The sequence below is a fragment of the Desulfosarcina sp. genome, assembly GCF_041551955.1.
Lineage (GTDB): Bacteria > Desulfobacterota > Desulfobacteria > Desulfobacterales > Desulfosarcinaceae > Desulfosarcina.
This window is the reverse complement of the sequence record NZ_JBFELV010000039.1, coordinates 1-21,034: the sequence shown is the minus strand read 5'-3', so window position 1 is coordinate 21,034 and position 21,034 is coordinate 1. Positions and strand designations below refer to the sequence as shown.

The 21,034-nt window shown below is 56.3% G+C and carries 21 protein-coding genes and 1 tRNA gene; 3 read left to right on the top strand and 19 right to left on the bottom strand.

Translation table 11 applies throughout. The features are described 5' to 3' along the window. Nucleotides 1–60 precede the first annotated feature (60 nt). From ABYV26_RS05205 to ABYV26_RS05115, 19 genes are all read right to left on the bottom strand, one after another. Nucleotides 61–1,326, bottom strand: coding sequence for a M16 family metallopeptidase (locus ABYV26_RS05205; RefSeq protein WP_372678825.1), 1,266 nt, complete (start codon nt 1,324–1,326; stop codon nt 61–63). After that, entirely contained in the window at nt 1,307–3,406 is a 2,100-nt protein-coding gene (gene pnp, locus ABYV26_RS05200; RefSeq protein ID WP_372678823.1) for a polyribonucleotide nucleotidyltransferase, read from the bottom strand. Before pnp ends, ABYV26_RS05205 begins: the two co-directional genes overlap by 20 nt. Before the next feature lie 205 nt (nt 3,407–3,611). Continuing rightward, complete coding sequence (rpsO, locus tag ABYV26_RS05195) at nt 3,612–3,881, bottom strand: 30S ribosomal protein S15 (RefSeq protein ID WP_319259507.1); 270 nt, start codon at nt 3,879–3,881, stop codon at nt 3,612–3,614. Between the two features lie 42 nt (nt 3,882–3,923). Beyond that, nucleotides 3,924–4,835 (bottom strand): tRNA pseudouridine(55) synthase TruB, encoded by a 912-nt coding sequence (truB, locus tag ABYV26_RS05190; RefSeq protein ID WP_372678821.1) that lies wholly within the window; start codon nt 4,833–4,835, stop codon nt 3,924–3,926. Beyond that, nucleotides 4,820–5,815 (bottom strand): bifunctional oligoribonuclease/PAP phosphatase NrnA, encoded by a 996-nt coding sequence (locus ABYV26_RS05185; RefSeq protein WP_372678819.1) that lies wholly within the window; start codon nt 5,813–5,815, stop codon nt 4,820–4,822. The genes truB and ABYV26_RS05185 overlap by 16 nt, the downstream gene beginning before the upstream one ends. Further along, nucleotides 5,778–6,164 (bottom strand): 30S ribosome-binding factor RbfA, encoded by a 387-nt coding sequence (rbfA, locus tag ABYV26_RS05180; protein ID WP_372678817.1) that lies wholly within the window; start codon nt 6,162–6,164, stop codon nt 5,778–5,780. Before rbfA ends, ABYV26_RS05185 begins: the two co-directional genes overlap by 38 nt. Nucleotides 6,165–6,176: 12 nt before the next feature. Continuing rightward, a complete protein-coding gene (locus ABYV26_RS05175; protein WP_372678816.1) occupies nt 6,177–6,464 on the bottom strand; it encodes a DUF503 domain-containing protein in 288 nt (95 codons plus the stop codon). Between the two features lie 9 nt (nt 6,465–6,473). Next, nucleotides 6,474–9,245: a translation initiation factor IF-2 gene (infB, locus tag ABYV26_RS05170; protein WP_372678814.1), complete on the bottom strand. Its 2,772-nt coding sequence runs from the start codon at nt 9,243–9,245 to the stop codon at nt 6,474–6,476. 63 nt (nt 9,246–9,308) lie between these two features. Then, a complete protein-coding gene (gene nusA / locus ABYV26_RS05165) occupies nt 9,309–10,709 on the bottom strand; it encodes a transcription termination factor NusA (RefSeq protein WP_372678813.1) in 1,401 nt (466 codons plus the stop codon). Beyond that, on the bottom strand, nt 10,709–11,257 hold the full coding sequence (rimP, locus tag ABYV26_RS05160) for a ribosome maturation factor RimP (protein WP_372678811.1): 549 nt from the start codon (nt 11,255–11,257) through the stop codon (nt 10,709–10,711). The genes nusA and rimP overlap by 1 nt, the downstream gene beginning before the upstream one ends. A gap of 160 nt (nt 11,258–11,417) precedes the next feature. Beyond that, nucleotides 11,418–11,493 (bottom strand) — tRNA-Gly (locus ABYV26_RS05155). 132 nt (nt 11,494–11,625) lie between these two features. Continuing rightward, complete coding sequence (locus ABYV26_RS05150; protein WP_372678809.1) at nt 11,626–11,991, bottom strand: MerR family transcriptional regulator; 366 nt, start codon at nt 11,989–11,991, stop codon at nt 11,626–11,628. A 46-nt stretch (nt 11,992–12,037) separates the two neighbouring features. Continuing rightward, nucleotides 12,038–14,452, bottom strand: coding sequence for a phenylalanine--tRNA ligase subunit beta (gene pheT / locus ABYV26_RS05145; RefSeq protein ID WP_372678807.1), 2,415 nt, complete (start codon nt 14,450–14,452; stop codon nt 12,038–12,040). A gap of 20 nt (nt 14,453–14,472) precedes the next feature. Next, the gene (pheS, locus tag ABYV26_RS05140; protein WP_372678805.1) at nt 14,473–15,516 is read right to left on the bottom strand and encodes a phenylalanine--tRNA ligase subunit alpha; all 1,044 of its coding nucleotides are present in this window, start codon (nt 15,514–15,516) and stop codon (nt 14,473–14,475) included. A 116-nt stretch (nt 15,517–15,632) separates the two neighbouring features. After that, nucleotides 15,633–15,983 carry a 50S ribosomal protein L20 gene (gene rplT / locus ABYV26_RS05135; protein WP_372678803.1) on the bottom strand — a complete coding sequence of 117 codons (351 nt, stop codon included), beginning with the start codon at nt 15,981–15,983 and terminating at the stop codon, nt 15,633–15,635. A gap of 108 nt (nt 15,984–16,091) precedes the next feature. Next, nucleotides 16,092–16,289: a 50S ribosomal protein L35 gene (gene rpmI / locus ABYV26_RS05130; protein WP_372678801.1), complete on the bottom strand. Its 198-nt coding sequence runs from the start codon at nt 16,287–16,289 to the stop codon at nt 16,092–16,094. Nucleotides 16,290–16,466: 177 nt separating this feature from the next. Further along, complete coding sequence (gene infC / locus ABYV26_RS05125; protein WP_372678799.1) at nt 16,467–17,009, bottom strand: translation initiation factor IF-3; 543 nt, start codon at nt 17,007–17,009, stop codon at nt 16,467–16,469. 305 nt (nt 17,010–17,314) lie between these two features. Next, nucleotides 17,315–17,848, bottom strand: a complete 534-nt coding sequence (locus tag ABYV26_RS05120; protein WP_372678797.1) for a nucleoside deaminase — start codon at nt 17,846–17,848, stop codon at nt 17,315–17,317. After that, on the bottom strand, nt 17,845–18,399 hold the full coding sequence (locus tag ABYV26_RS05115; RefSeq protein WP_372678796.1) for a type I restriction enzyme HsdR N-terminal domain-containing protein: 555 nt from the start codon (nt 18,397–18,399) through the stop codon (nt 17,845–17,847). Before ABYV26_RS05115 ends, ABYV26_RS05120 begins: the two co-directional genes overlap by 4 nt. 106 nt (nt 18,400–18,505) lie before the next feature. Here ABYV26_RS05115 and ABYV26_RS05110 point away from each other — a divergent pair, with 106 nt between their 5' ends. The 3 genes from ABYV26_RS05110 to ABYV26_RS05100 are packed head-to-tail and all read left to right on the top strand — an operon-like array spanning nt 18,506 to nt 20,977. Then, entirely contained in the window at nt 18,506–19,561 is a 1,056-nt protein-coding gene (locus ABYV26_RS05110) for a deoxyguanosinetriphosphate triphosphohydrolase (RefSeq protein ID WP_372678795.1), read from the top strand. Nucleotides 19,562–19,578: 17 nt separating this feature from the next. After that, nucleotides 19,579–20,211 carry a YkgJ family cysteine cluster protein gene (locus ABYV26_RS05105; protein ID WP_372678793.1) on the top strand — a complete coding sequence of 211 codons (633 nt, stop codon included), beginning with the start codon at nt 19,579–19,581 and terminating at the stop codon, nt 20,209–20,211. Next, the gene (locus ABYV26_RS05100; RefSeq protein ID WP_372678792.1) at nt 20,198–20,977 is read left to right on the top strand and encodes a YkgJ family cysteine cluster protein; all 780 of its coding nucleotides are present in this window, start codon (nt 20,198–20,200) and stop codon (nt 20,975–20,977) included. The genes ABYV26_RS05105 and ABYV26_RS05100 overlap by 14 nt, the downstream gene beginning before the upstream one ends. The last annotated feature ends 57 nt before the right edge of the window (nt 20,978–21,034 follow it).

Here is a 21,034-nt window from a genome sequence, read left to right as displayed (position 1 = left end):
TTTTCCGGGTTAAATGACATTAAAAACCGGTTTGCCAGGCCCGATTTATTCCCAGCGGCCCTATAAGGCCAGTTGTCCGGAAAGGTCGTTTCGGTCAACACCGGGCCCCAGCAGGGTCAGGGCGGCATTGCCGCCGCCCCAGAGGTCCTCGGCCAGGCAAAGCAGGTCAGCGGCGGTAACGGCCTCGATGTCGTCGATCACCGATTGAATCGGAATGGTCCGGCCGAAATAGTATTCATTCTGAGCCAATCGGACCATCTGGTTGTCCGGGCTTTCCGCAGCCATGAGAAGGTTGCCCTTGGTGAACGCCTTGGCATCCGCCAACACACGGTTCGATACCGGCGCCCGTTTTAGACGCCGGATCTGATCCATGATCAAATCGAGGCAGTTATCAAGCTCCGTGGGGGCAACCGCTGTGTAAATACCGAACATGCCGGAATCGGCAAAGGAGGTTAAAAATGAGTAGATGGAATAGGCCAGTCCCCGTTGCTCGCGGATGATCTGAAAAAGCCGTGAACTCATGTTGCCGCCGAAAATGGTGTTGATCAGGGAGGCGGCAAAACGGCGAGGGTCGGTCACCGACACCCCGTTCATGCCTAAGCAGATGTGCGACTGTTCCAGATCCCGGTGCTTCAATTGGATACCGCAACCGGTGGCCGGCACACGCCGGGGTGCAAACCCGTTACCGGCAGCGATGGTGGAAAAAACGGGCGCCACCCGTTCCACAAAGCGATCATGATCCACATGACCGGCAACGGCGATAACAATCCGATCGGGCTGGTAGAGCCGTTTGAAAAAGCCCTTAATGGTCTGGCTGTCGAAGGCCTGAATGTTTTCCCGTGAACCGAGGATGGAACGTCCCAGCGGATGGCCGCCCCAGAAAGCGGGACCCATCATGGTGTGGACCCACTCCTCAGGACTGTCCTCGACCATGCCAATTTCCTGGACGATCACCGGCCGCTCCCGATCAATCTCACTTTCATCAAAGATCGAATTGAGGAAGATGTCGGAGAGGATATCCACCATGGTTTCCAGGTGGATGTCCAGCACTCGCGCATGGTAGCAGGTGTGCTCCATGGAGGTAAACGCGTTCGTCTGGCCGCCGATGGCATCGAATTCCTTGGCGATCTGAAAAGCGCTGCGCCGGACCGTACCCTTGAAAATCATGTGCTCGATGAAATGGGACAGCCCGCTCTCGGCATCGGTTTCGTCACGTGCCCCCACGTGAACCCAGACCCCCATGGAAACTGAGCGCACGTGGGGCATAGTCATGGAAACGATGCGAACCCCGTTTTCAAGGGTGGTTTTATTGACCGTCGGATTCACGCTCATCTTCCAAAACGGCCTTGTGGCTGAGTCGGATCTTGCCGTCCTTGGAAATTTCAAGGACCTTGACTTTCAGGGTGTCGCCTTCTTTGACCACGTCGGTCACCTTGCCAACCCGGTGGTTGGCCAACTGGCTGATGTGCACCAATCCGTCGGTGCCGGGAACGATCTGAACGAAAGCGCCGAAATCCGTGGTCTTGACCACCTTCCCCTCGTAGAGGGCACCTACTTCAGGCTCCATGGTCAACGTCTCCACTTGCAGCCGGGCGGCTTCACCGTCTTCGGCCGAAGTGGCGGCGATCTTCACCAGTCCACTGTCGTCGATCTCGATCTTGGTGTTGGTTTCGCTTTGAATGGCCCGGATCACCTTTCCTCCGGGGCCGATGATGTCACGAATTTTGTCCGGATTGATTTTGATGGCGATGATTTTCGGGGCGAATGGGGAGATCTCCTCGCGGGGGACGGCCAACGCCTGGAGCATCTTGCCCAGAATGTGCAGCCGGCCAGCTTTTGCCTGCTCCAGGGCCTTGTGCATGATGTCCCGGGAAAGCTCATGAATTTTAATGTCCATTTGAAGGGCCGTGATGCCATCGGCGGTGCCGGTCACCTTGAAATCCATGTCACCGGTGTGATCTTCGTCGCCCAGGATGTCGGAAAGGATCACCACCTGGTCGCCCTCCTTCACCAACCCCATGGCAATGCCCGACACCGGCGCCTTGATTGGCACGCCACCGTCCATCATCGCCAGTATCCCGGAACAGACGGTTCCCATGGATGAGGAACCATTGGACTCCAGCACCTCGGAAACGATCCGGATCGTGTAATCGAAATCCTCCTTGTCCGGAAGGACCCGTTCGATGGCTCGGGTGGAGAGGCCGCCATGGCCGATGTCACGCCGGCTGGGGGATCCTACGCGCTTGACTTCCCCCACCGAGTAGGGAGGGAAATTGTAGTGAAGCATAAAGGGCCGGTTCTCCTCACCGCTGAGGGTTTCCACCCGTTGTTCGTCACCGCCCGCGCCGAGGGTAAGGATGCCGAGCACCTGGGTCTCGCCGCGGGTAAACAGTGCGCTGCCGTGGGGACGGGGCAGCACCCCCACTTCGCAGGTGATCGGTCGGATCTCGTCGAACCGCCGGTTATCGATACGACGGCCCTCTTTAAGAATCATGTCCCGGCAGATCTGCTTCTGGAGATCGCCAAGAACGGCGCCGATCTCACCGCGCCGATCCGCCATCTCCTCACCCAACGATTCGACGATCTGAGACTTGACGGTCCGCACGGCATCGTAGCGCTTCATCTTCTCAGGGATGATCAAGGCCTCGCGCAGGCGGGCAGTGGCCTTTTCACGCAACATCTCAACCAGGGCCGGATCTTTTTCCGGCGGGATAAAGGGCCGTTTGGGCTTGCCGATTTCCGCTTTGAGCTGTTCTTGGATGTCAATGATGGGCTGAATGGCCTTGTGGCCGAAAAAAATGGCCTCCAGCATGTCCGCTTCAGCCACCACATCGCCGCCGCCTTCTACCATGACCACACCCGTACGTGAACCGGCGATAATGATGTTGATGTCGCTATCCACCATCTGGGAAAGGGTCGGGTTGGCCATAAATTGACCGTCGATGCGTCCCACACGAACACTGGCAATGGGTCCGGCAAAGGGGATATCCGAGATTTCCAGTGCCGCCGATGCACCCACCATGGCCAGCATGTCCGCATCGTTCTCCTGGTCCATGGAAAGCACCGTGGCAATCACCTGGGTCTCGAAACGGTATTCCTTGGGAAACAGCGGCCGAATAGGCCGGTCGATCAGCCGCGCGGTCAGGGTCTCTTTTTCGCTGGGTCGTCCGATCTCCCTTCTAAAATAATTACCTGGGATTCGGCCGGCCGCATAGATCTTTTCCTGGTATTCCACGGAAAGGGGCAAAAAATCGACATCTCTCTCGTTATCGGCGGAGACCGCCGTTACCAAAACCACCGTATCGCCGTATTGAACCACAACCGATCCGGACGCCTGCTTGGCAACCTTGCCTGCCTGAATGCTCAGGGGTTTGCCCCCGACATCAGCCTTGAATGTACATTCCATTAGAATTTTTTCTCCCGATTATATTCCGGCAGCGGATGAGATATAAACCGCCGCCTGTAAAATTGCCGTGGGTCAGGTCTGTGGCCCAAAAACAGAGCTGCAGGATACACCTATACCACCCGGCAACTGCAAGACGGTGGGTGGCCGCACCCATGAAACCGGCAAGAGGGTTTCGGCAACGGTTTGTTGCCGTTGTCGCGTCACCTTAGCGCCGCAGTCCAAGCGTTTCGATAATAGAGCGATAGCGCTGGACATCATTGCCCTTGACGTAGTTGAGCAGTCGGCGACGCTTGCCTACCAGCATCAGCAATCCCCGACGGGAATGGTGATCCTTTTTGTGCACTTTCAGATGCTCGGTGAGGTAGGAAATCCGATGCGTGAGCAGACCGATCTGGACTTCCGGAGAACCCGTGTCGGAGTCGTGCTGTTTGTATTTTTCAATGAGTTCTTTTTTGGTTTCCGCTGTGTACGCCAATGTTTCGTCCTCCTTAAAATGGTTACCGAATAAATATCACCTTTACGCCGAAAAAACACAACAATAATTATAGCTGCCTGTTGCCGGCGATTCAGTCAGAACGGCGATCAAACGGCCCTGCGGGTCAATCACCTTGAACACGCCCTGCTCAGACACCCGCGGTGGAATCGGAAGGTCTGTTTCCGACAGTTTCGCACCATGGCGGATCCTTTTGGCCAAGCCATCATCGGCCATCGCAATAGGCATGAATGGCAGCGCCTCATTCATGGGGATCACCGATTCGCCCAACCTGCCTTGCACCTTCAATTCCGCCAACTGCTCGAGGCTGAAAGCGGCATCGACGGCAAAACCGCAACTGGCTGTTCTGCAAAGGGCGTTGAGGTGCCCGCCGCAACCCAGTTCCCGGCCGATGTCGGCACACAGGGTGCGGATATAGGTGCCGGATGAACAGGCCACCGAGAATCGAACCGTCGGCAGATCGACCTCGAGTATCTCCAAATAGTTAATCCGCACCGGCCGGGCTGGCTTTTCCACGGGCGATCCCCGGCGGGCCAGCTTATAAAGCGGTGTTCCCTGATGTTTCAGGGCCGAATAGACGGGGGGGACCTGAGTGATGGCGCCCACGAACCGCCCCGCCATTTCATGGACTTGTGCCGCAGACACCCCATCCAGCGGATGTCGTTCAACGACGGTTCCCGTCGCATCCTGGGTATCCGTCACGGCGCCCAGAACCAGTTCCGCCTCGTAGACCTTGTCGCCTTTGAGGAAAAACTGGGCCAGCCGGGTGGCCTGGTTGATGCAACAGATCAGGACACCGGTGGCAAAGGGGTCTAAGGTCCCTGTATGGCCGACTTTTTTAACCCCGAAGATGCCTTTGACCTGCGCGACAACGCCAGCTGATGAGATCCCTTTAGGCTTGTCGACGACAACAATTCCGTTCAGTTCAGGTGGCATTTTCCGCCTAAACCCTCGGACAGGTTGTATATGGTCTTCTTCAGTTCCGCCAGACTGGATTCCACGGAAAATCCGGCAGCGGCGGTGTGACCGCCTCCGCCAAAATTCGAGGCAATTCGGGAGACATCAACACTGCCATCCGATCGCAGACTCACATGGAATCGTTTCCGGCGCTTCGACACCCCATTGCCGTTTTCCAATTCATGGATAAGGGCGGCGACCTTTACGTCCTGAATCCGTCGGGCATAATTGATCAGGCCATCCGCATCCTCAGGCTGGGTGCCGGTGTCTGACAGCATCTCCCGGGTAACCGTCATGATGGAAAGGCTCCCGTTATGAGATATCTCAATGGAATCCAGAGCCAGGTTGAGCAGCTTGATCCGCCCCAGGGAATAGGTGCCATATACATGCTGGGCGACGGTTGACGGCTTGACCCCGACAGCCACCATGGCCTCGCAGATGGAAAAGGCAGCCCGGTTGGTGTTGGAAAACCGGAAGGAGCCCGTATCCGTGAGGATGCCGGTGTAGATCGCCGTCGCCATGGCCAGGTTCATTTCCAGCCCCATGGATTGAATCAATCGATAGACAATCTCTGACGTGGCGCAGGCATCCACATCCACCAGATGGTATTGCCCGAAGCGGGTATTGGTGGCGTGGTGGTCGATGTTGACAATGGTCGGTATGGCGGCGATGGCCTCGACGGCCGACCCAACGCGATCCAGGCCCCCGCAGTCCAGCATGACAGCCGTATCGAAGCGTTCCGGATCGGCCAGCTGTTTCTGGATGCGGTCCACCGAGGGCAGAAAACGATACACGGCGGGTATGGCACTTTCGTTGTAGAGCGTCACCGCTTGCCCCAGCCGCTCAAGGGCAATGCCCAAGGCCAGCAGGGAGCCGATGGCATCGCCGTCCGGATTGGCGTGGGATGCGAGCAGAACGCGGCTACTGTTCGTCAGCTGTTGAATTATCTTTTTCATCATTGCGTTGTATGGATTTCAGTACCCGGTTGATGTGGGCCCCATAGTCAAACGACGCGTCGTAAAAAAATTTCAGTTCCGGCATGTACCGAAGGCCAAGCTCCCTGGCCAGCTCCCGCTTGATGAACCCTTTGGCGCTTTGGAACCCAGCCAAGAGGGCTTGTTCATCATGCACATCACCATGGGCGGTAAAGTATACCTTGGCGATCCGCAGGTCACGGCTCAAGGTCACGCCGGTAATGGTGGCCTGGGCCAGCCGCGGGTCGTTGACGCCCTTGCGAATAAGACTGGCCAGCACTTTCTGCACCTGACCGCCGACTCTTTCCGCTCGATTAAATGATCGGGTTGCCACGCTGATTACCTGTTACATAGAGATGATTTCCATTTGGGCGTCAATCATTTCCGCTAGCCCAAGGCCGTCGACAAAATTAAACACTTTATCCAGCTTTGCGTTGATCATGCGGCGGTCACTGCCGACCAGGCCGATACCGATTACCGCCCGTTGATAAATGTCATTGTCCGCCACCTCGGCAACCGACGCGTTAAAATGGTTCCGGATACGGGCAACGATAGCCTTGACGACCTTGCGTTTTTCTTTCAAGGAGCTGCACGGATAGATCCTTAAAACAATGTGCCCGACACCGACGACCATCCTGGTTCATCACTCCACTTCCGGACGAATCTCTTCCAAATAGTAACTCTCAATCACGTCACCGACCTTGATATCATTAAAATTTTCAATACTGATGCCGCATTCATAGCCGGACTGGACTTCCTTCACATCATCCTTGAACCGGCGCAGGCTGTTGTTTCTGCCCTCGTAGGTGATGATGCCGTCCCGAACCAACCGCATGAGCTGCCCCCGTTGGATCTTGCCGTCGGTCACATAACAGCCGGCAATGGTGCCAATCTTGGGTACATGGAAGGTCTGGCGGACATCAGCACGACCGAGCACCCGCTCCTCGAATGTGGATTCCATCATGCCCACGATGGCATCCTTGACCTCCTTGATGACATTGTAGATGACATTGTGGAACCGCATATCCACATTCTCTTCGGCGGCCAGTTCCTGCACCTTTGCATTGGGCCGGACATTGAAGCCGATGATGATGGCATTGGAAACCGCGGCCAGGGATATGTCCGACTCAGTGATGGTGCCTGTGGCCGCGTGGACCACATTGATGCTCACCTCCTCGTTGGAAAGCTTGACCAAGGAGTCTCGCAACGCCTCGATCGAGCCGTCCACGTCCGCCTTGATGATCAGGTTCAGGTCCTTGACCTCGCCCTTCTGCATCTTTTCGAACAGCCCCTCCAGGCTCAGCCGATTCGTCTTGGCCAGCTCCTTGGAGCGTTGTTTCTGGGTGCGGTGCTGGCTCACCTGGCGCGCATCCTTCTCGTCTGCCAGCGCCACCAGTTCATCGCCGGCCATGGGAACACCGGACAGGCCCACAATTTCCACAGGCATAGACGGGCCGGCAGATTCCACCGTGCGGCCCAGATCGTCCTGAAGCACACGGATTTTTCCATAATGCATTCCACAAACAATCGAATCGCCGGCACGCAGGGTGCCTTCCTGAACAAGGACGGTGGCCACAGGCCCGCGCCCTGAATCCAGTTTGGCCTCGACCACGTGGCCGCTGGCCAGTTTGTCAGGATTGGCCTTGAGCTCCAGTATTTCCGCCTGAAGTAGAATCATTTCAAGCAGTTCGTCGATTCCGGTATTCTTTTTGGCCGACACCATGACAAAAATGGCATCGCCGCCACAGGCTTCCGACATCAGACCGTGTTCGCTGAGTTCACGCTGAACCCGATCCGGATCGGCATCCGGCTTATCCATCTTGTTGACAGCCACGATGATCGGCACCCCGGAGGCCTTGGAGTGATTGATCGCCTCAACGGTTTGGGGCATCACCCCGTCATCGGCGGCAACCACCAGCACCACGATGTCGGTCACCTTGGCACCGCGAGAACGCATGGCGGAGAAGGCTTCGTGGCCAGGCGTGTCCAAAAACGCGATAACCCCCTTTTCGGTCTCTACATGATAGGCACCGATATGCTGGGTAATCCCGCCCGCTTCGCCTTCGGTCACCCGGGTTTTGCGAATCACGTCAAGCAGCGATGTCTTGCCGTGGTCCACGTGGCCCATGATGGTCACCACGGGGGGCCGGGAGACCAGCTTTTCGGGATCATCCGCTTCGGTTTTCTTCAGAATCAAGTCTTCTTCGAAAGACGCCCGTTCCACTTCATAGTCGAATTCACCGGCCACCAGAACCGCCGTATCATAGTCGATGGTCTGATTCACGGTGGCCATGACGCCCATGCCCATGAGTTTGACGATCATTTCGTTGGCTTTGATGCCCATACGCTTGGCCAATTCAGACAGCACGATGGTCTCGTCAACCTTCACCCGCCGTTTGATGGCTTTGGCAGTGGTGATCTGGGTTTTCTGGCCGGCCGGCATGGCTCGCAGCTTGCTGCCCTTTCGACCTTTGCGTCCGCGCATTTTACCGCTGTAAAGCGCTGCACCCTCCACGATCTCCCTTTTACGAAAACCGCCTTTCTTTTTGCTAAACCGGATACCATCGGTGTCGCTATCCTTTTTCTTCCACCCCTTCTTTTTCTTGGCGGCAACTGGTGCATCGGCGGTTCCCGGTTGCTGCAGTGTCGGTCGAGACGGTGGCCCCGCCGGTGGGATGCGAGTTGCAGGCGTCGATGCAATTTTGGGTTTAGCCGGCAGTTTGATAATCTTGGCCGCCGCTTCTTTCTTGGCTTTCTTGGCCTTTGCCACGGGCGCCTTGGGCGTTTCTTCGGCAGACGGTGGCACGGAAGCGGGCTCACCGGCGGCCGGATCACTATCGGTCGTGACGGCAGGGGGGGCTGCCGCTTCGCCGACCGGTGTTTTTTCCTCGGCTGTGGGTGCATCAGGTTCCGGTGTTGCAGGGGCTGCTGGTTCGGCCGCTCCGGCAGTTGGTTTCTCTTCCACCCGCTCAGGTTCCGACGCCGCCGGCGGCGCTTCGGGTGTTTTCGTCTTGGGTGTTGCAATGATTTTGGCGGATGGGGCTGGCTTACGCTTTTTCACCGTGGGTTTCTTTGGTGGCGACGGTTGCACGTCGACCGCCTCCGGAGCCTTTTCTTCAGTCTCAGCCGAAGGAGAATCCGGTTCTGACGCCGGAGCGGATTCGACCTCGAGGACTGCCGGTTCCTTGGGGGCGACAACCTTGCGCCGCCGAATCACAGTGGGCCGCACCCGCTTTTCCTCGAGTAGGTCATCCTTTTCGCCGAATAGCGCCGACTTGACCCTTGCCACCACATCTTCGTCCAGAGAACTCATATGGCTGCTGACGTCGATATCAAGGTCCCGGATCTTGTCCAAGAGTTCCCTGTTCGTCATGTTAAGATCTCTGGCAAATTCATATACTCTGATTTTTGCCATCCATTCCCCCAAATCTTGTTATAAGCAGTTGTCGCCCTGCTGCCGTATCCGCACCCTGATCCGCTACTGCTCCTCTTCCAGGGTTTTGGCACCGGAAGCTGATTCCTCATTCAATTCATCCGCTGGCATGTCGGGCGGCACCGCATCGTCTTCTGCTTTGGCCCGTATCGCCTCCTCAGCGGCTCGGGCCTCCTCCTCCAAGCGTCTGATTTTGGCAGCCTTGGCAGCCTCAATGGCATACTGCCGAGCATTTTCTATAAGCGCCACGGCCTTTTCCTGTCCGATTCCACGGATCTCGATCAATTCTTCAACGACGGAATCGGCCAGCTCTTCTGCTGAATAAATCCCCTTCTCGAAGAAGGAATCAGCAAGATTGCTGCCTACGCCGGGGACGTTGACCAATGATTCGTATCCCATCTTCAACATTTCATCGTATTTGGACTCAGAATTGACGTCCAGATGCCAGCCGGTCAGCTTGGAGGCCAGACGTACGTTCTGGCCTCGTTTGCCGATGGCAACGGAAAGGAATTCATCGGGGACGATGACCTCCATGGCGTTGTTTTCTTCATCGATAATCACCCGGGAAATTTCTGCAGGCGCCAAGGCGTTGCACACATATTTGGCCGCATCCACGTGCCAGGTGATAATGTCAATCTTTTCACCTCGAAGCTCCTGCACCACATTTTGCACCCGACTGCCCTTCATGCCCACGCAGGCACCCACCGGATCGATGTCCGAATCATGGGAAGAAACGGCAAATTTGGCTCGAACGCCAGGCTCCCGTGCAGCCCCTTTGACCTCCACAATCCCCTCACTGATCTCGGGCACTTCGGTTTTAAACAAGTTGATTAGCAGGTCGGGGTGCGTACGCGAAAGCACGATCTGAGGGCCTCGGGTATCATATAATACGTCGAAGATCAGAGCCCGGATCCGGTCTCCCCGACGGTAGTTTTCCCTGGGGATCTGTTCCCGGGTGGGGAGTATGGCTTCGGTGTTACCCAGGTTGACGATGATATTGCCCCGATCCACCCGCTGGACGATGCCATTGATCACTTCACCCTTGCGGTCAATGTAGCTGGAGTATACCGCATCCCGCTCGGCATCCTTCATCTTCTGGATAATGACCTGCTTGGCGGATTGCGCGGCAATCCGGCCGAAGCTGGACGTGTCCATTTTCGTACCGAGGCTGTCGCCAGCCTCACAGTCGGGGTCGAGTTTGCGCCCTTCAGCCAGGCTGATCTGCAGGTCCGGCTCGGTCACCTCCACCACCACCTCCTTAAATTGGAAGACTTCGATCTCACCCGTGTCGGGACTGTACTGCGCCTCGATGTCAACCTTGCTGCCAAATTTTTTTCTGGCCGCAGAACGCAACGCCTCTTCCAGGGCGCGGATCAGAATTTCCACATCGATGCCCTTGTCCCGGCTTACCTGTTCCACCACACGTTTGATATCTGCTATAAACATCAGCGTTCTCCATTATAATTGATCAGCCGCGCCCGTGTAATATCCTTAAAGTTCAGACCAACCATCTCGTCTCCCACCTGCAACTGGACCATGTCGTCAATCACGCCGGCCAGCACGCCGGTAAAATTTTTTCGACCATTCATGGCGGTGGTCAGGCGAATTTTTGCCCGATGGCCCATAAAGCGCGTGAAATCATCAAGCTTTCCCACCGGTCGATCGAAGCCCGGCGATGAAACCTCCAGCCGATATGGCGGTGCATCTTGCGCATGCACATCCAGGATGTCTTCCAACTGGCGGCTGATGTCGACGCAGTCGTCCAGCGTCACGCCTCCGGGCTTGTCCAGGTATAGACGCAAGGTCAATCCGCCCGGCTCGCGCTGGTACTCCACATGGACCAATTCCATCCCCTCGGCGGTGCACAGGGGATCGGCCAGGCGAGCAACCGAATCGACAAACGCCCGCTGCCGCTTCAAGACCTCCGGATCCGGAGGCTTCGCCGACGCAGCGGCGGCACTTTTTTGTTTTCGCTTTGCGGCACGTTTGGCCATCTTATCACCGAATAAAAAAACAAAAACGGGCAAACAGCCCGTTTCCATGTTCAAACCGATAATGGATACCGTCACTTACCAGTCCATAAAACCACGTCGGGCGGAAAAACCGCCTTCATTCCGGCGACCATAACCGGAATAGACGAAAACGGACTTGAAATGGAGCGGGCAACGAGATTCGAACTCGCGACACCAAGCTTGGGAAGCTTGTACTCTACCAACTGAGCTATGCCCGCTCACCAAGGAGCATTAAATAAGTTAAAACGGAAGTGATGTCAATATCTTTCTATACAACCCCACCAAGTCGCTCCTGGGAAGGTATCCAATGGCGGGGAAAGGATCGAAAAACCGGGCGGGGCAGCAGTCCGTCAGCCCCTGTGACCATCGATCAATGCCCGGATACGAATCAATTCCTCCTTGATTTCGGCAATGTCCGGTGCAGCAGCCTGCCTCGGTCCCGGCACCCGGTCGGGTTTCTTTTTCAGATGCTGCCGGGCGCCTTCAATGGTGAACTTTCTGTGATAGAGAAGGTGTTTGATTCTTAAGACCAACACCACATCCTGCTTGCGATAGAGACGCTGTCCCGCATCGGTGCGCTTGGGCTTGATCTGCTTGAATTCTGTCTCCCAGAACCGCAGCACATAGGGCGCAACACCGGCGATATCGCTGACTTCACCGATCTTGAAGTAAAACTTGTCGGGTATGTCGACCGCGCCGTAAGCCTCTTCTTTCATCGGGGTTATCCATGTCGGCGAAACCCTGCCGACGGCTTCAGGTGGATCAGGCCGGCAATGCCGCACCAAATTCGTCGATCAGGCGATGCGTGAGATGGTGATGGATCGCATTGACGGATTCATCCTCCAGGGTTCGTTCGGTGGACCGGTAGACGACTCGGAAAGAGACACTCTTTTTCCCGGCCGGGATGGGATCTCCGGCAAACACATCGAACAGGTAAATATCCTCTACCAGTTTTTCGCCGGAATGGGCCACCGCCTCCAGCAGGCACCCGGATTCGATCGTCTGATCGACGATAACGGTAATATCCCGGGCTGTTGAGGGGAAACGGGGGATAGGTGTCATCTGTTTGGAATCGCTTGCCAGTCGATCGATTGCCGCAAGGTCCAGCTCGAAAATAAACGCCGGCTGCTTAAGGCTGTAGGTGTTCACCACCTCACCATCCACCTCCCCCACCATCCCCAGCACCGTCCCGTCGTGAGAGACCTGCGCCGTGCGACCTGCGCGGGTGAAACGGCACTGTGCATCGGGCATCGCCGAAAACGACAGCATGGTGAGCCCAAGGGCAAGCGCCAGCCCTTGCACAGCCCCTTTTATATCAAAAAAGTCGCAGGAGGCTTCCCGGGTATGCCATGCAGCCTTGGCGCGTCGACCGGTCCATAAACCGACGAGCATCTCCTTTTCCAATGGAAGAGGCGCATCCGATTGGGGCAGAAAGACCTTTCCGATCTCAAACAGGCGCAGATTGTTCTGTTGCCGGGCAATATTGCGCTGGCCTGCCTCCAGTATGCCTGGAACCAGGGTGGTCCGCATCACCGACTGCTCTTCGGAAATGGGGTTGAGCAGGGAAACGTGGTGGCGACGGGGGTCATCGCCATGCAACCGAATCCGGTCGCAGGAATCAGCGCTGATGAAGCTGTAATTGATGGCCTCTGAAAATCCAAAGCCACAGAGAATATCCCTGACCTGGTTGCGCCGGACCATCATTGGTGACGGGGTCGTTCCCTGAGCCGGCAACCTGGGGAAGGTCGTCGGAATCTGGTTGTAGCCGGACAGCCGGGCCACCTCTTCCATGAGATCCTGGGGTCGGGTGACATCCACGCGAAAAGAGGGCACCCGCACCTGGAGCGCCTCCGAAGCGTCGGCCTGGACCTGGAAGTCGATGCTTTGCAGCAAGGCGGCCATGCGATCACGATCCAGATCGGTGCCCAACAGGTCATTGGTTGCCCGCACACCAAGGGTGAGCACCGGGGGGCGCGAGGTCCTGAAATCTTCATCGATTATCCCATCGACCAACCGGCCTTGCGCCAACTCGGCCATCAAGCCAGCGGCACGGTTCAGGGCGAAAAGGGTGCCGCCGGGGTCCACGCCCCGCTCAAACCGGTGGGATGCATCGGTATTGAGCCCCAACGCCTTGGACGTCCTGCGGATACTGATCGGATCAAAGCAGGCGCTTTCGATGAGCACACGGGTGGTGGCATCTTCGATTTCCGAGTTCAATCCGCCCATGACACCACCGACGGCCACCGGCTTTTCGCCGTCGCAGATCATCAGCACCTGGTCGGAAAGCCGTCGCGCCTTCTGATCCAGGGTGGTGAATGGTTCTTGATCCGCGGCCGTTCGAACCACGATACGATGCCCGGACAGGTGGTCGAAATCAAACGCATGCAGGGGCTGCCCGGTCTCCAGCATGACGAAATTGGTGACATCGACCACGTTGTTGATCGGCCGCACACCCACCGAGCGCAGCCGCTCCTGAAGCCAGTATGGCGACGGCGCCACGGTGATACGATCGATCAGTCTGGCGGCGTACCGGGGGCAATGGTCCGGTGCTTCAATCGTCACCGAGGTCAAGGCGCTGATATCTCCGTGGACATCGGGCAGGCTGAAAACCGGCGGATTCATCTTGACGCCTTGGATGGCGGCAATCTCACGAGCCACCCCCATCATGCTCAGACAGTCAGGCCGATTGGGCGTCAAGCCGATCTCGAGGATGCAGTCGAAGAGATTCAGCGCCGCTTTCAAGGCGGTTCCAGGTTGAAGATCCCCCTCGAGCAACATAAGACCGGAACCGTCCAGACCCAGACCCAATTCCACCTCGCTGCACAGCATGCCCTCGGAGGTTTCACCCCGGATGACGGTTTTGGCCAACAAGGTGCCGTCAGGCAGCCGTGTGCCCACACGGGCAAGGGGTGCCAGCACCCCGGTGGCGGCATTGGGTGCGCCGCAAACAACCGTCACCATGCCGTTGCCACCATCCACGCGGCACAGTTTCAGCCGATCGGCGTTGGGGTGGGGCAAAACGTCGACCACCCGCCCGACGACCACCGTTTCCAGATGGGCGTAGCGATCTTCAACAGCCTCCACTTCCAGTCCTGCCATGGTCAGGGCATCGGCGAGGTCCTGGACCGCCATATCGATGGGCACATATTCTTTCAACCAGTTTAAGCTAACTTTCATGGGTTCTGGAACACTCCCCCTTAAAATTGACTAAGGAATCGGTAGTCATTGTCGAAATAGCGCCGAATATCATCGATGCCGTATTTGAGCATGGCGATACGCTCCACCCCCATGCCGAAAGCAAATCCGGTATATCGACTGGTGTCGTATCCGATATTTTCAAATACCGCCGGATGGACCATGCCGGAACCCAGGATTTCCAACCATCCGGTTTGAGAACAAACACGACAGCCCTTTCCCCTGCAGATCACGCATCGGATATCCACTTCGGCGCTGGGTTCGGTGAAAGGAAAGAAGCTGGGTCGAAACCGCAATGTGGTCTGGTCGTCGAACATCTGGTGAATGAACGCGGTCAGGGTTCCCTTGAGGTCGGCAAAAGAGACCTGGCGATCCACCAGCAGCCCCTCCACCTGGTGAAACATGGGGGTGTGGGTCAGGTCGGAATCGCATCGGTACACTTTGCCCGGGGCGATGATGCGCACCGGCGGCGGCTGTTTTTCCATCACGCGTGGCTGAGTGGGTGACGTGTGGGTTCGAAGGACGACATTGTCTGACACGTAAAAGGTATCCTGCATGTCCCGGGCAGGATGGTTTTTGGGGATATTGAGGGCCTCAAAATTGTAATAGTCCGTCTCCACCTCCGGGCCCTCAACCACATCGAAACCCATCTGAGAGAAGATGTTGCATATGCGGTTGGTAATTTGGGTAATGGGGTGAAGCGAACCTTTTTCCGGCACTCGACCCGGCAGGGACACATCGATGCGGTCCGTTGCCGTTTTGGACGCATCCGCCAGCCGGGTCAGGGTGTTCTTGAATTCAGCTTCCAGGGTGCGTTTGATTTCATTGGCCCGCTTTCCCGCCTGGGGACGCTCCTCGACGGGAAGGTTGGAAATGTTTCTCAAGTAGTGGGTAATGTGCCCCTTCCGACCGAGGTACTGGGTGGAGAGGTCGCTTACCGCATCAACATCGGCCGCCGATGCCAGCGCATCCATGGCGTCCGCATATATCCGTTCTAAGGTGTTTTCCACGATCGTCGCTCTGTATTGGTAATCGATTGTCGCCATCCCTCGGTCCCGCCGGAGCGGGACGAGGTGTGCGGTCACTTTCGCGGTTCGAATAAGGGGGGGGCAGCGGGAGAATAACGATTCTTACGGCCTTCGCCGCGACCGGTCGACCCAGCTTAACCCTGCTGTGACGCCAGCGCGGCAATCTGGGCAAATCCAGAGGGATCGGATATGGCAAGATCAGCGAGTACCTTCCGATCCAGGCTCACATCGGCCTTTTTCAGGCCGCTGATGAACCGGCTGTAGGAAAGGTCGTTCATGCGCGCCGCTGCGTTGATGCGCGCAATCCACAGTCGACGGAATTGGCGCTTTCGCTGTTTACGGTCCCGATAGGCATAGTTGAGGGCCTTGTCTACCGTGTCTGCCGCGGTCCGAAAGAGTTTGCTATGTCCGCCGCGAAATCCTTTGGCCAGTTTTAAGACTTTCCGGCGGCGTCTCCTCGCCTTGAAGCCTCTTTTAATTCGCATGATTTCATCTCCTTGCAAACAGGACCACCGAGCCACCCGAACCTGAATCGTTCCTCAGATGCCAGCAATCGGCAAAGCCTGCTCAAATAGTTTTTTATTTTCCACCGGTCAACCGTTGGGCAAAAGGAGCCGGATTTCTCTCATGTCGCTCTTTTTGATCAGCTGCATCTTCTTCAGGGAGCGCTTACGTTTCCGGGACTTGCTGGTCAGGATGTGACTGTGGTGAGACTTTGAAAATGTGTACCGGCCGGACCCGGTCTTCTTGAACCGTTTTGCGGCCGCCCGGTTGGTTTTAATTTTCGGCATAAATTCTCTCCTTGAACAAAATATCGATCGTCATTCTGAATATAAAATCGGACAAAAAACACATCTCAAAAACCGATGGCGTGAACGGAAAACAAGCGTTCACGCCAACTGTTGGGATGATTTGTTATTTTCGATCGGATCATGGCCTGCGTGCCCGGGAGCCGGTGCCGCACACCGTTATTGGCCGGGTGGCGCCACCTGGGATCTGGGAGCAAGCACCATCATCATCGTCCGCCCTTCGAACTTTGGATATTGCTCCACAACGGCAATCTCTTCAAGTTCTGTGGCAATTTGCTGCAACAGCGCTCTTCCACGATCTGAAAGCGTGATTTCGCGGCCTCGAAACATCACCGTGACCTTGACCTTGTCCTTGCGGTCAAGAAATTTACGGATGTGCCCCATTTTCGTCCCGAGATCATGCTCTCCGGTTTTAGGCCGGACTTTGATCTCTTTGAGCTGAAAAGTGGTCTGCTTCTTTTTGGCCTCTTGCTGTTTTTTGGTCTGCTCATACTTGAACCGCCCGTAATCCATGATCTTGCATACCGGCGGTTTTGCATTCGGCGAAATTTCGACAAGATCCAGACCAAAATCATTGGCTTTGGCCAACGCCTGATGAATCGGAAGTACGCCGACCTGGTTTCCCTCCGGGTCAATCAAGCGGACCTCCCTCACCCGGATACCCTGGTTAATCCGTGTGGTATCGGGCGGCCTCCTGTCCATCTGTCTATATCTGGGACCAGCTATACGTCCACCTCCTGAAGCCTTAAACCTTCGGTTTTCTTTACCCCTGCCAACCATTGGCAGGCCAATGGATCCACGCCAACTATAATCAACAGACGATGGTCCGATACTCGATACTAAACTTTATTCCAATATATGACGCCGCTGGCAAATGCAAGTAAAAAATGGCGTATGCATTCACGGAATCAGGGTTCTCGTTCAAAGTTCGGGACAAAGACATCAACGAATTCCGTGCATACGTGGACGCAGCCGGCCCTCATCAGATGACCTACACCCGTGACCGGTCATGGCGAGGCCGGCTGCGCCAAGGTGTAGCGGCTCAACAGGCTGTCCGCCCAATAGGGATTCGCCGAATCGGCAAAAAACTGCTTGAACAGCAACACGCTGTGGCTTCTCAAGACACCAGAGATCACCGTTAATTCGGCGTTTCGGTATAAAGGTGGCAGACCGGATCGGTCGCATCCGGTCCCACCGCCCATCACATCTTCATAGGCGTAGACAATTCTACCGATGCCGCTGAGCAGAATGGCGGAAAAGCACATCAGGCAAGGTTCCATCGTGCAGTAAATGGTCAGCCGTGAACGATCGATGTCAGGCATGTCAACGCCAAGACACCGCAGGGCATTGATTTCGGCGTGGTCGATCTCGTTTACCGATCCGCCGGCCGTACCTGTACGGTGACCCCGGGCAACTTCGATTGCATGGTCTGCAATCACACAACCCACGGGGAACTCACCGTCCGCCAGGGCCGCTTGAGCCAGGCCAAGCGCCGCTGACATGAACACGGTGTCTGCGGCCGACACCGTCTCAGCGTTCATGCGATCCTGCATGCGGTGTCGTCACAGGGACACCCGCCGTCAATTTCAAATGCGTAGACGATCCTGGCCTCCATTTCCGCGCGCTTTGTTGAAATGGGCGAAAATTTAGCCCCCTTCAACCGTTGCACCAGGTTTTTTCTATCGGGGACCCGGTCAAAGCCCGATCCGATCAATTTGCCGGTTTCGCCGTCGAGAAGGTCTGCCGACTCGCCATTGGTCACCACCACGAACGGGATCTGGTAAGGTTCCATCAACCGCGAAATGGCCAGTGTCGGCCGATATCGGGTCACCAAAGAGCCAGGTCCATATTTAATCACCATTGCCGTGCGATGGTCAACCGTTACCGCAAAATCCAGCATCAAACGCCCCTTGCGGTTGCCGGCGGCAACGATCATGGGGTTGCGAGGATGGATATCCGTTTTAGCATAGCCTTTGTCGGCCACGAGGAAACGGGCAATTTTCTGGCGATAGCGCTCGTCGTGGGTATCCGCCAGCATTTCACCGGAGATGAAATCATATAGCTCCCCGAGTATCAGATGATGGCCATCCATAATCCGCCTTCCCCTGTCCAAGATACCGCTTTACAAAGCCTTTTGTCTATGAATAGATAACCATTTAAAAATAATACATCTATGCAAAAATCACAACCAGGACGCCATGAACATCCGCGAGCAATTTGAAAAACGCGAAAAAAATTTCATGTCTCCATTCGGCTGCCAGAGTGCCAACAGCCGCGGTCGGCTGCGGCCGGAGGATGCCTGTCCCATCCGCACCGCGTTCCAGGTCGACCGCGACCGCATCGTCTACGCCAACGCATTCAGGCGGCTGAAGCATAAAACCCAGGTATTCCTGAACCCGCTGGGAGATGAATACCGTACGCGCCTGACCCATACGCTGGAGGTGGCTCAGATTGCCCGCACCATCGCCCGGGCGATGTTTCTTAACGAAGACCTGGCCGAAGCGATTGCCCTGGCGCACGATTTGGGGCACACCCCGTTTGGACACGGCGGAGAAGCGGTGCTTCAAGAGATCTACGCCCCGGACTTCTCCCATCACAAGCAGAGTCTGCGGGTCGTGGATGTAATCGAAAACAACGGCAACGGGTTAAATCTGACCCACGAAGTGCGCGACGGCATCCTCAAGCACTCCAAAGGCTACGGAAAGATCCTGCCCGATGACCTCAGCGAACTGGCCTGTACCATTGAGGGCCGCATTGTTCGGATATCCGACATCATGGCCTACCTGAATCACGACCTCGACGATGCCATCCGCAGCGGCGTCATCCAGGAAAGCCAGGTTCCAGCGGTCTGCACACGCGTCATCGGCCGGACCCACCAGGAGCGGGCCACCACCATGATCCGCGATCTGATCTTTTCCAGCCGGGCGGTTGACGGAGAATTGAGGCTTGACATGAGCGAGGAGGTGTTCGGCGCCATGAGCACATTGCGGGCCTTTCTCTATGAAAACGTCTACCGATCCGTCAAGGTTCACCGGGAATTTGTCAAAGCGAAAAAGATCCTTTCTGAACTTTACGCCTTCCTGATGGACAACGAGCACGTTTTGGAAAAAGAGCTCACCCGAATGGGCATCGCCGGCTGCTTGAACAACGGCTCACCCCGGAAGCAAGTCGTCTGCGATTTCATCGCCAGCATCACTGATCGCCATGCCCTCGGGCTTTACGAAAGAATCTTTTTCCCCTCGCCCACGGTTTGAGGAAATAACGGATCACCATGAACCCGCCCCTGGAACGACTGTTGACCATCAGGCATCGCTATCTCCCTCTGCTGAAACGGCTGGAGACCCTTTTTGGCGAGATGAGTCAGGCCTATACGGCCGTTGCCGGGCAGTATGGATTTGCGTGCAACGGCTGTGCGGACAACTGCTGCCTGACCCGATTTTACCACCATACCCTGTTGGAGTATCTGTATCTGGTGAAAGGCCTGCGATCCCTTGAAGCCGACGCTCGCCGCACGATCTATGAGAAGGCGCTGGCGGTCAGCGCTGATATGGACGACGCCGACCGCCACGGCAAGGCCCTGCGCATCATGTGTCCGCTCAATCGGAACGACAGATGCACACTATACGCATACCGCCCCATGATCTGCCGGCTTCACGGCATCCCCCACGAACTCCAGCGACCCGGCGGCGAACCGATCAGAAACCCGGGCTGCAACGCATTTTTCGATCAGAGCCGCCAACGCGGTCGAACTAATTATATCCGATTCGACCGCACCCCATTTTACCGACAGATGGCGGCCCTCGAGCAGGAGTTGCGCAGAAAAACCGGATATTCCGATAAGATCAAGCTCACCATCGCCCACATGCTGGTGTCCATCACAGACAAGGCCTATGAAATCGATTAAGCCCGAAGAAATAAACCGGCTGCCGGGAATCCCGTTGAAAAAAACCGACACGTTTAATTTCCGGTGCCACAAGGACCTGACCTGCTTCAACCGGTGCTGCCGGAATCTAAACCTGATTCTCTACCCCTTTGATGTTCTGCGTCTGAGAAAAAGCCTCGAAATGGATTCCGACCGATTTTTGGAGTCCCATGTTGATGTGGTGTTGCGCAAGGGCAACTATTTCCCGGACGTACTGCTGCGAATGGCCGATAACGAATTACAGGCCTGTCCCTTTTTATGCGACGCGGGCTGCACGGTATACCCTGACCGGCCCGACACCTGCCGGACGTTTCCGGTGGAACACGGCGTGATGATCAACGACAGGCGCGGGGCATCGGAAATTATCAGCTTCTTCCGGCCGCCGGATTTCTGTCAGGGCCAGCATGAAAACCGGGCCTTGACCGTCGCCCAATGGGCGCAGGATCAACAGGCCGACACCTACAACCAGATGACCGCCCGATGGGCCGCGATCAAGGTGCTGTTTGAAAAAGACCCGTGGGGGCCGGACGGCTTGAGCGGCGCCAAAGGGAAGATGGCCTTCATGGCCGCTTACAACATTGACCGGTTCCGCGATTTCGTGTTCCAGAGCAGTTTTTTAAGCCGGTATCGAATCAAGAAGGCGCTGGTCAAAAAACTCCGCGCCAGCGACCGGGAGCTGCTGCTTTTCGGCTTTGATTGGATTCGCTATTTCGTCTGGGGCCTGCCTTCAAAGAACATCCGGACTTGAAAGGGTACCGAAAAACTTAGGCGGCGCCATAAAAAGCCCGAGGTCAAGGTTTGCGGG

Excerpts from the sequence above, each read along its gene's own strand:
- pnp (WP_372678823.1), bottom strand. The coding sequence starts at position 3,406 with ATGGAATGTACATTCAAGGCTGATGTCGGGGGCAAACCCCTGAGCATT.
- truB (WP_372678821.1), bottom strand. The coding sequence starts at position 4,835 with ATGCCACCTGAACTGAACGGAATTGTTGTCGTCGACAAGCCTAAAGGG.
- ABYV26_RS05185 (WP_372678819.1), bottom strand. The coding sequence starts at position 5,815 with ATGATGAAAAAGATAATTCAACAGCTGACGAACAGTAGCCGCGTTCTG.
- ABYV26_RS05175 (WP_372678816.1), bottom strand. The coding sequence starts at position 6,464 with ATGGTCGTCGGTGTCGGGCACATTGTTTTAAGGATCTATCCGTGCAGC.
- infB (WP_372678814.1), bottom strand. The coding sequence starts at position 9,245 with ATGGCAAAAATCAGAGTATATGAATTTGCCAGAGATCTTAACATGACG.
- nusA (WP_372678813.1), bottom strand. The coding sequence starts at position 10,709 with ATGTTTATAGCAGATATCAAACGTGTGGTGGAACAGGTAAGCCGGGAC.
- rimP (WP_372678811.1), bottom strand. The coding sequence starts at position 11,257 with ATGGCCAAACGTGCCGCAAAGCGAAAACAAAAAAGTGCCGCCGCTGCG.
- ABYV26_RS05150 (WP_372678809.1), bottom strand. The coding sequence starts at position 11,991 with ATGAAAGAAGAGGCTTACGGCGCGGTCGACATACCCGACAAGTTTTAC.
- pheT (WP_372678807.1), bottom strand. The coding sequence starts at position 14,452 with ATGAAAGTTAGCTTAAACTGGTTGAAAGAATATGTGCCCATCGATATG.
- pheS (WP_372678805.1), bottom strand. The coding sequence starts at position 15,516 with ATGGCGACAATCGATTACCAATACAGAGCGACGATCGTGGAAAACACC.
- rplT (WP_372678803.1), bottom strand. The coding sequence starts at position 15,983 with ATGCGAATTAAAAGAGGCTTCAAGGCGAGGAGACGCCGCCGGAAAGTC.
- rpmI (WP_372678801.1), bottom strand. The coding sequence starts at position 16,289 with ATGCCGAAAATTAAAACCAACCGGGCGGCCGCAAAACGGTTCAAGAAG.
- infC (WP_372678799.1), bottom strand. The coding sequence starts at position 17,009 with ATGGACAGGAGGCCGCCCGATACCACACGGATTAACCAGGGTATCCGG.
- ABYV26_RS05120 (WP_372678797.1), bottom strand. The coding sequence starts at position 17,848 with ATGAACGCTGAGACGGTGTCGGCCGCAGACACCGTGTTCATGTCAGCG.
- ABYV26_RS05115 (WP_372678796.1), bottom strand. The coding sequence starts at position 18,399 with ATGGATGGCCATCATCTGATACTCGGGGAGCTATATGATTTCATCTCC.
- ABYV26_RS05110 (WP_372678795.1), top strand. The coding sequence starts at position 18,506 with ATGAACATCCGCGAGCAATTTGAAAAACGCGAAAAAAATTTCATGTCT.
- ABYV26_RS05105 (WP_372678793.1), top strand. The coding sequence starts at position 19,579 with ATGAACCCGCCCCTGGAACGACTGTTGACCATCAGGCATCGCTATCTC.
- ABYV26_RS05100 (WP_372678792.1), top strand. The coding sequence starts at position 20,198 with ATGAAATCGATTAAGCCCGAAGAAATAAACCGGCTGCCGGGAATCCCG.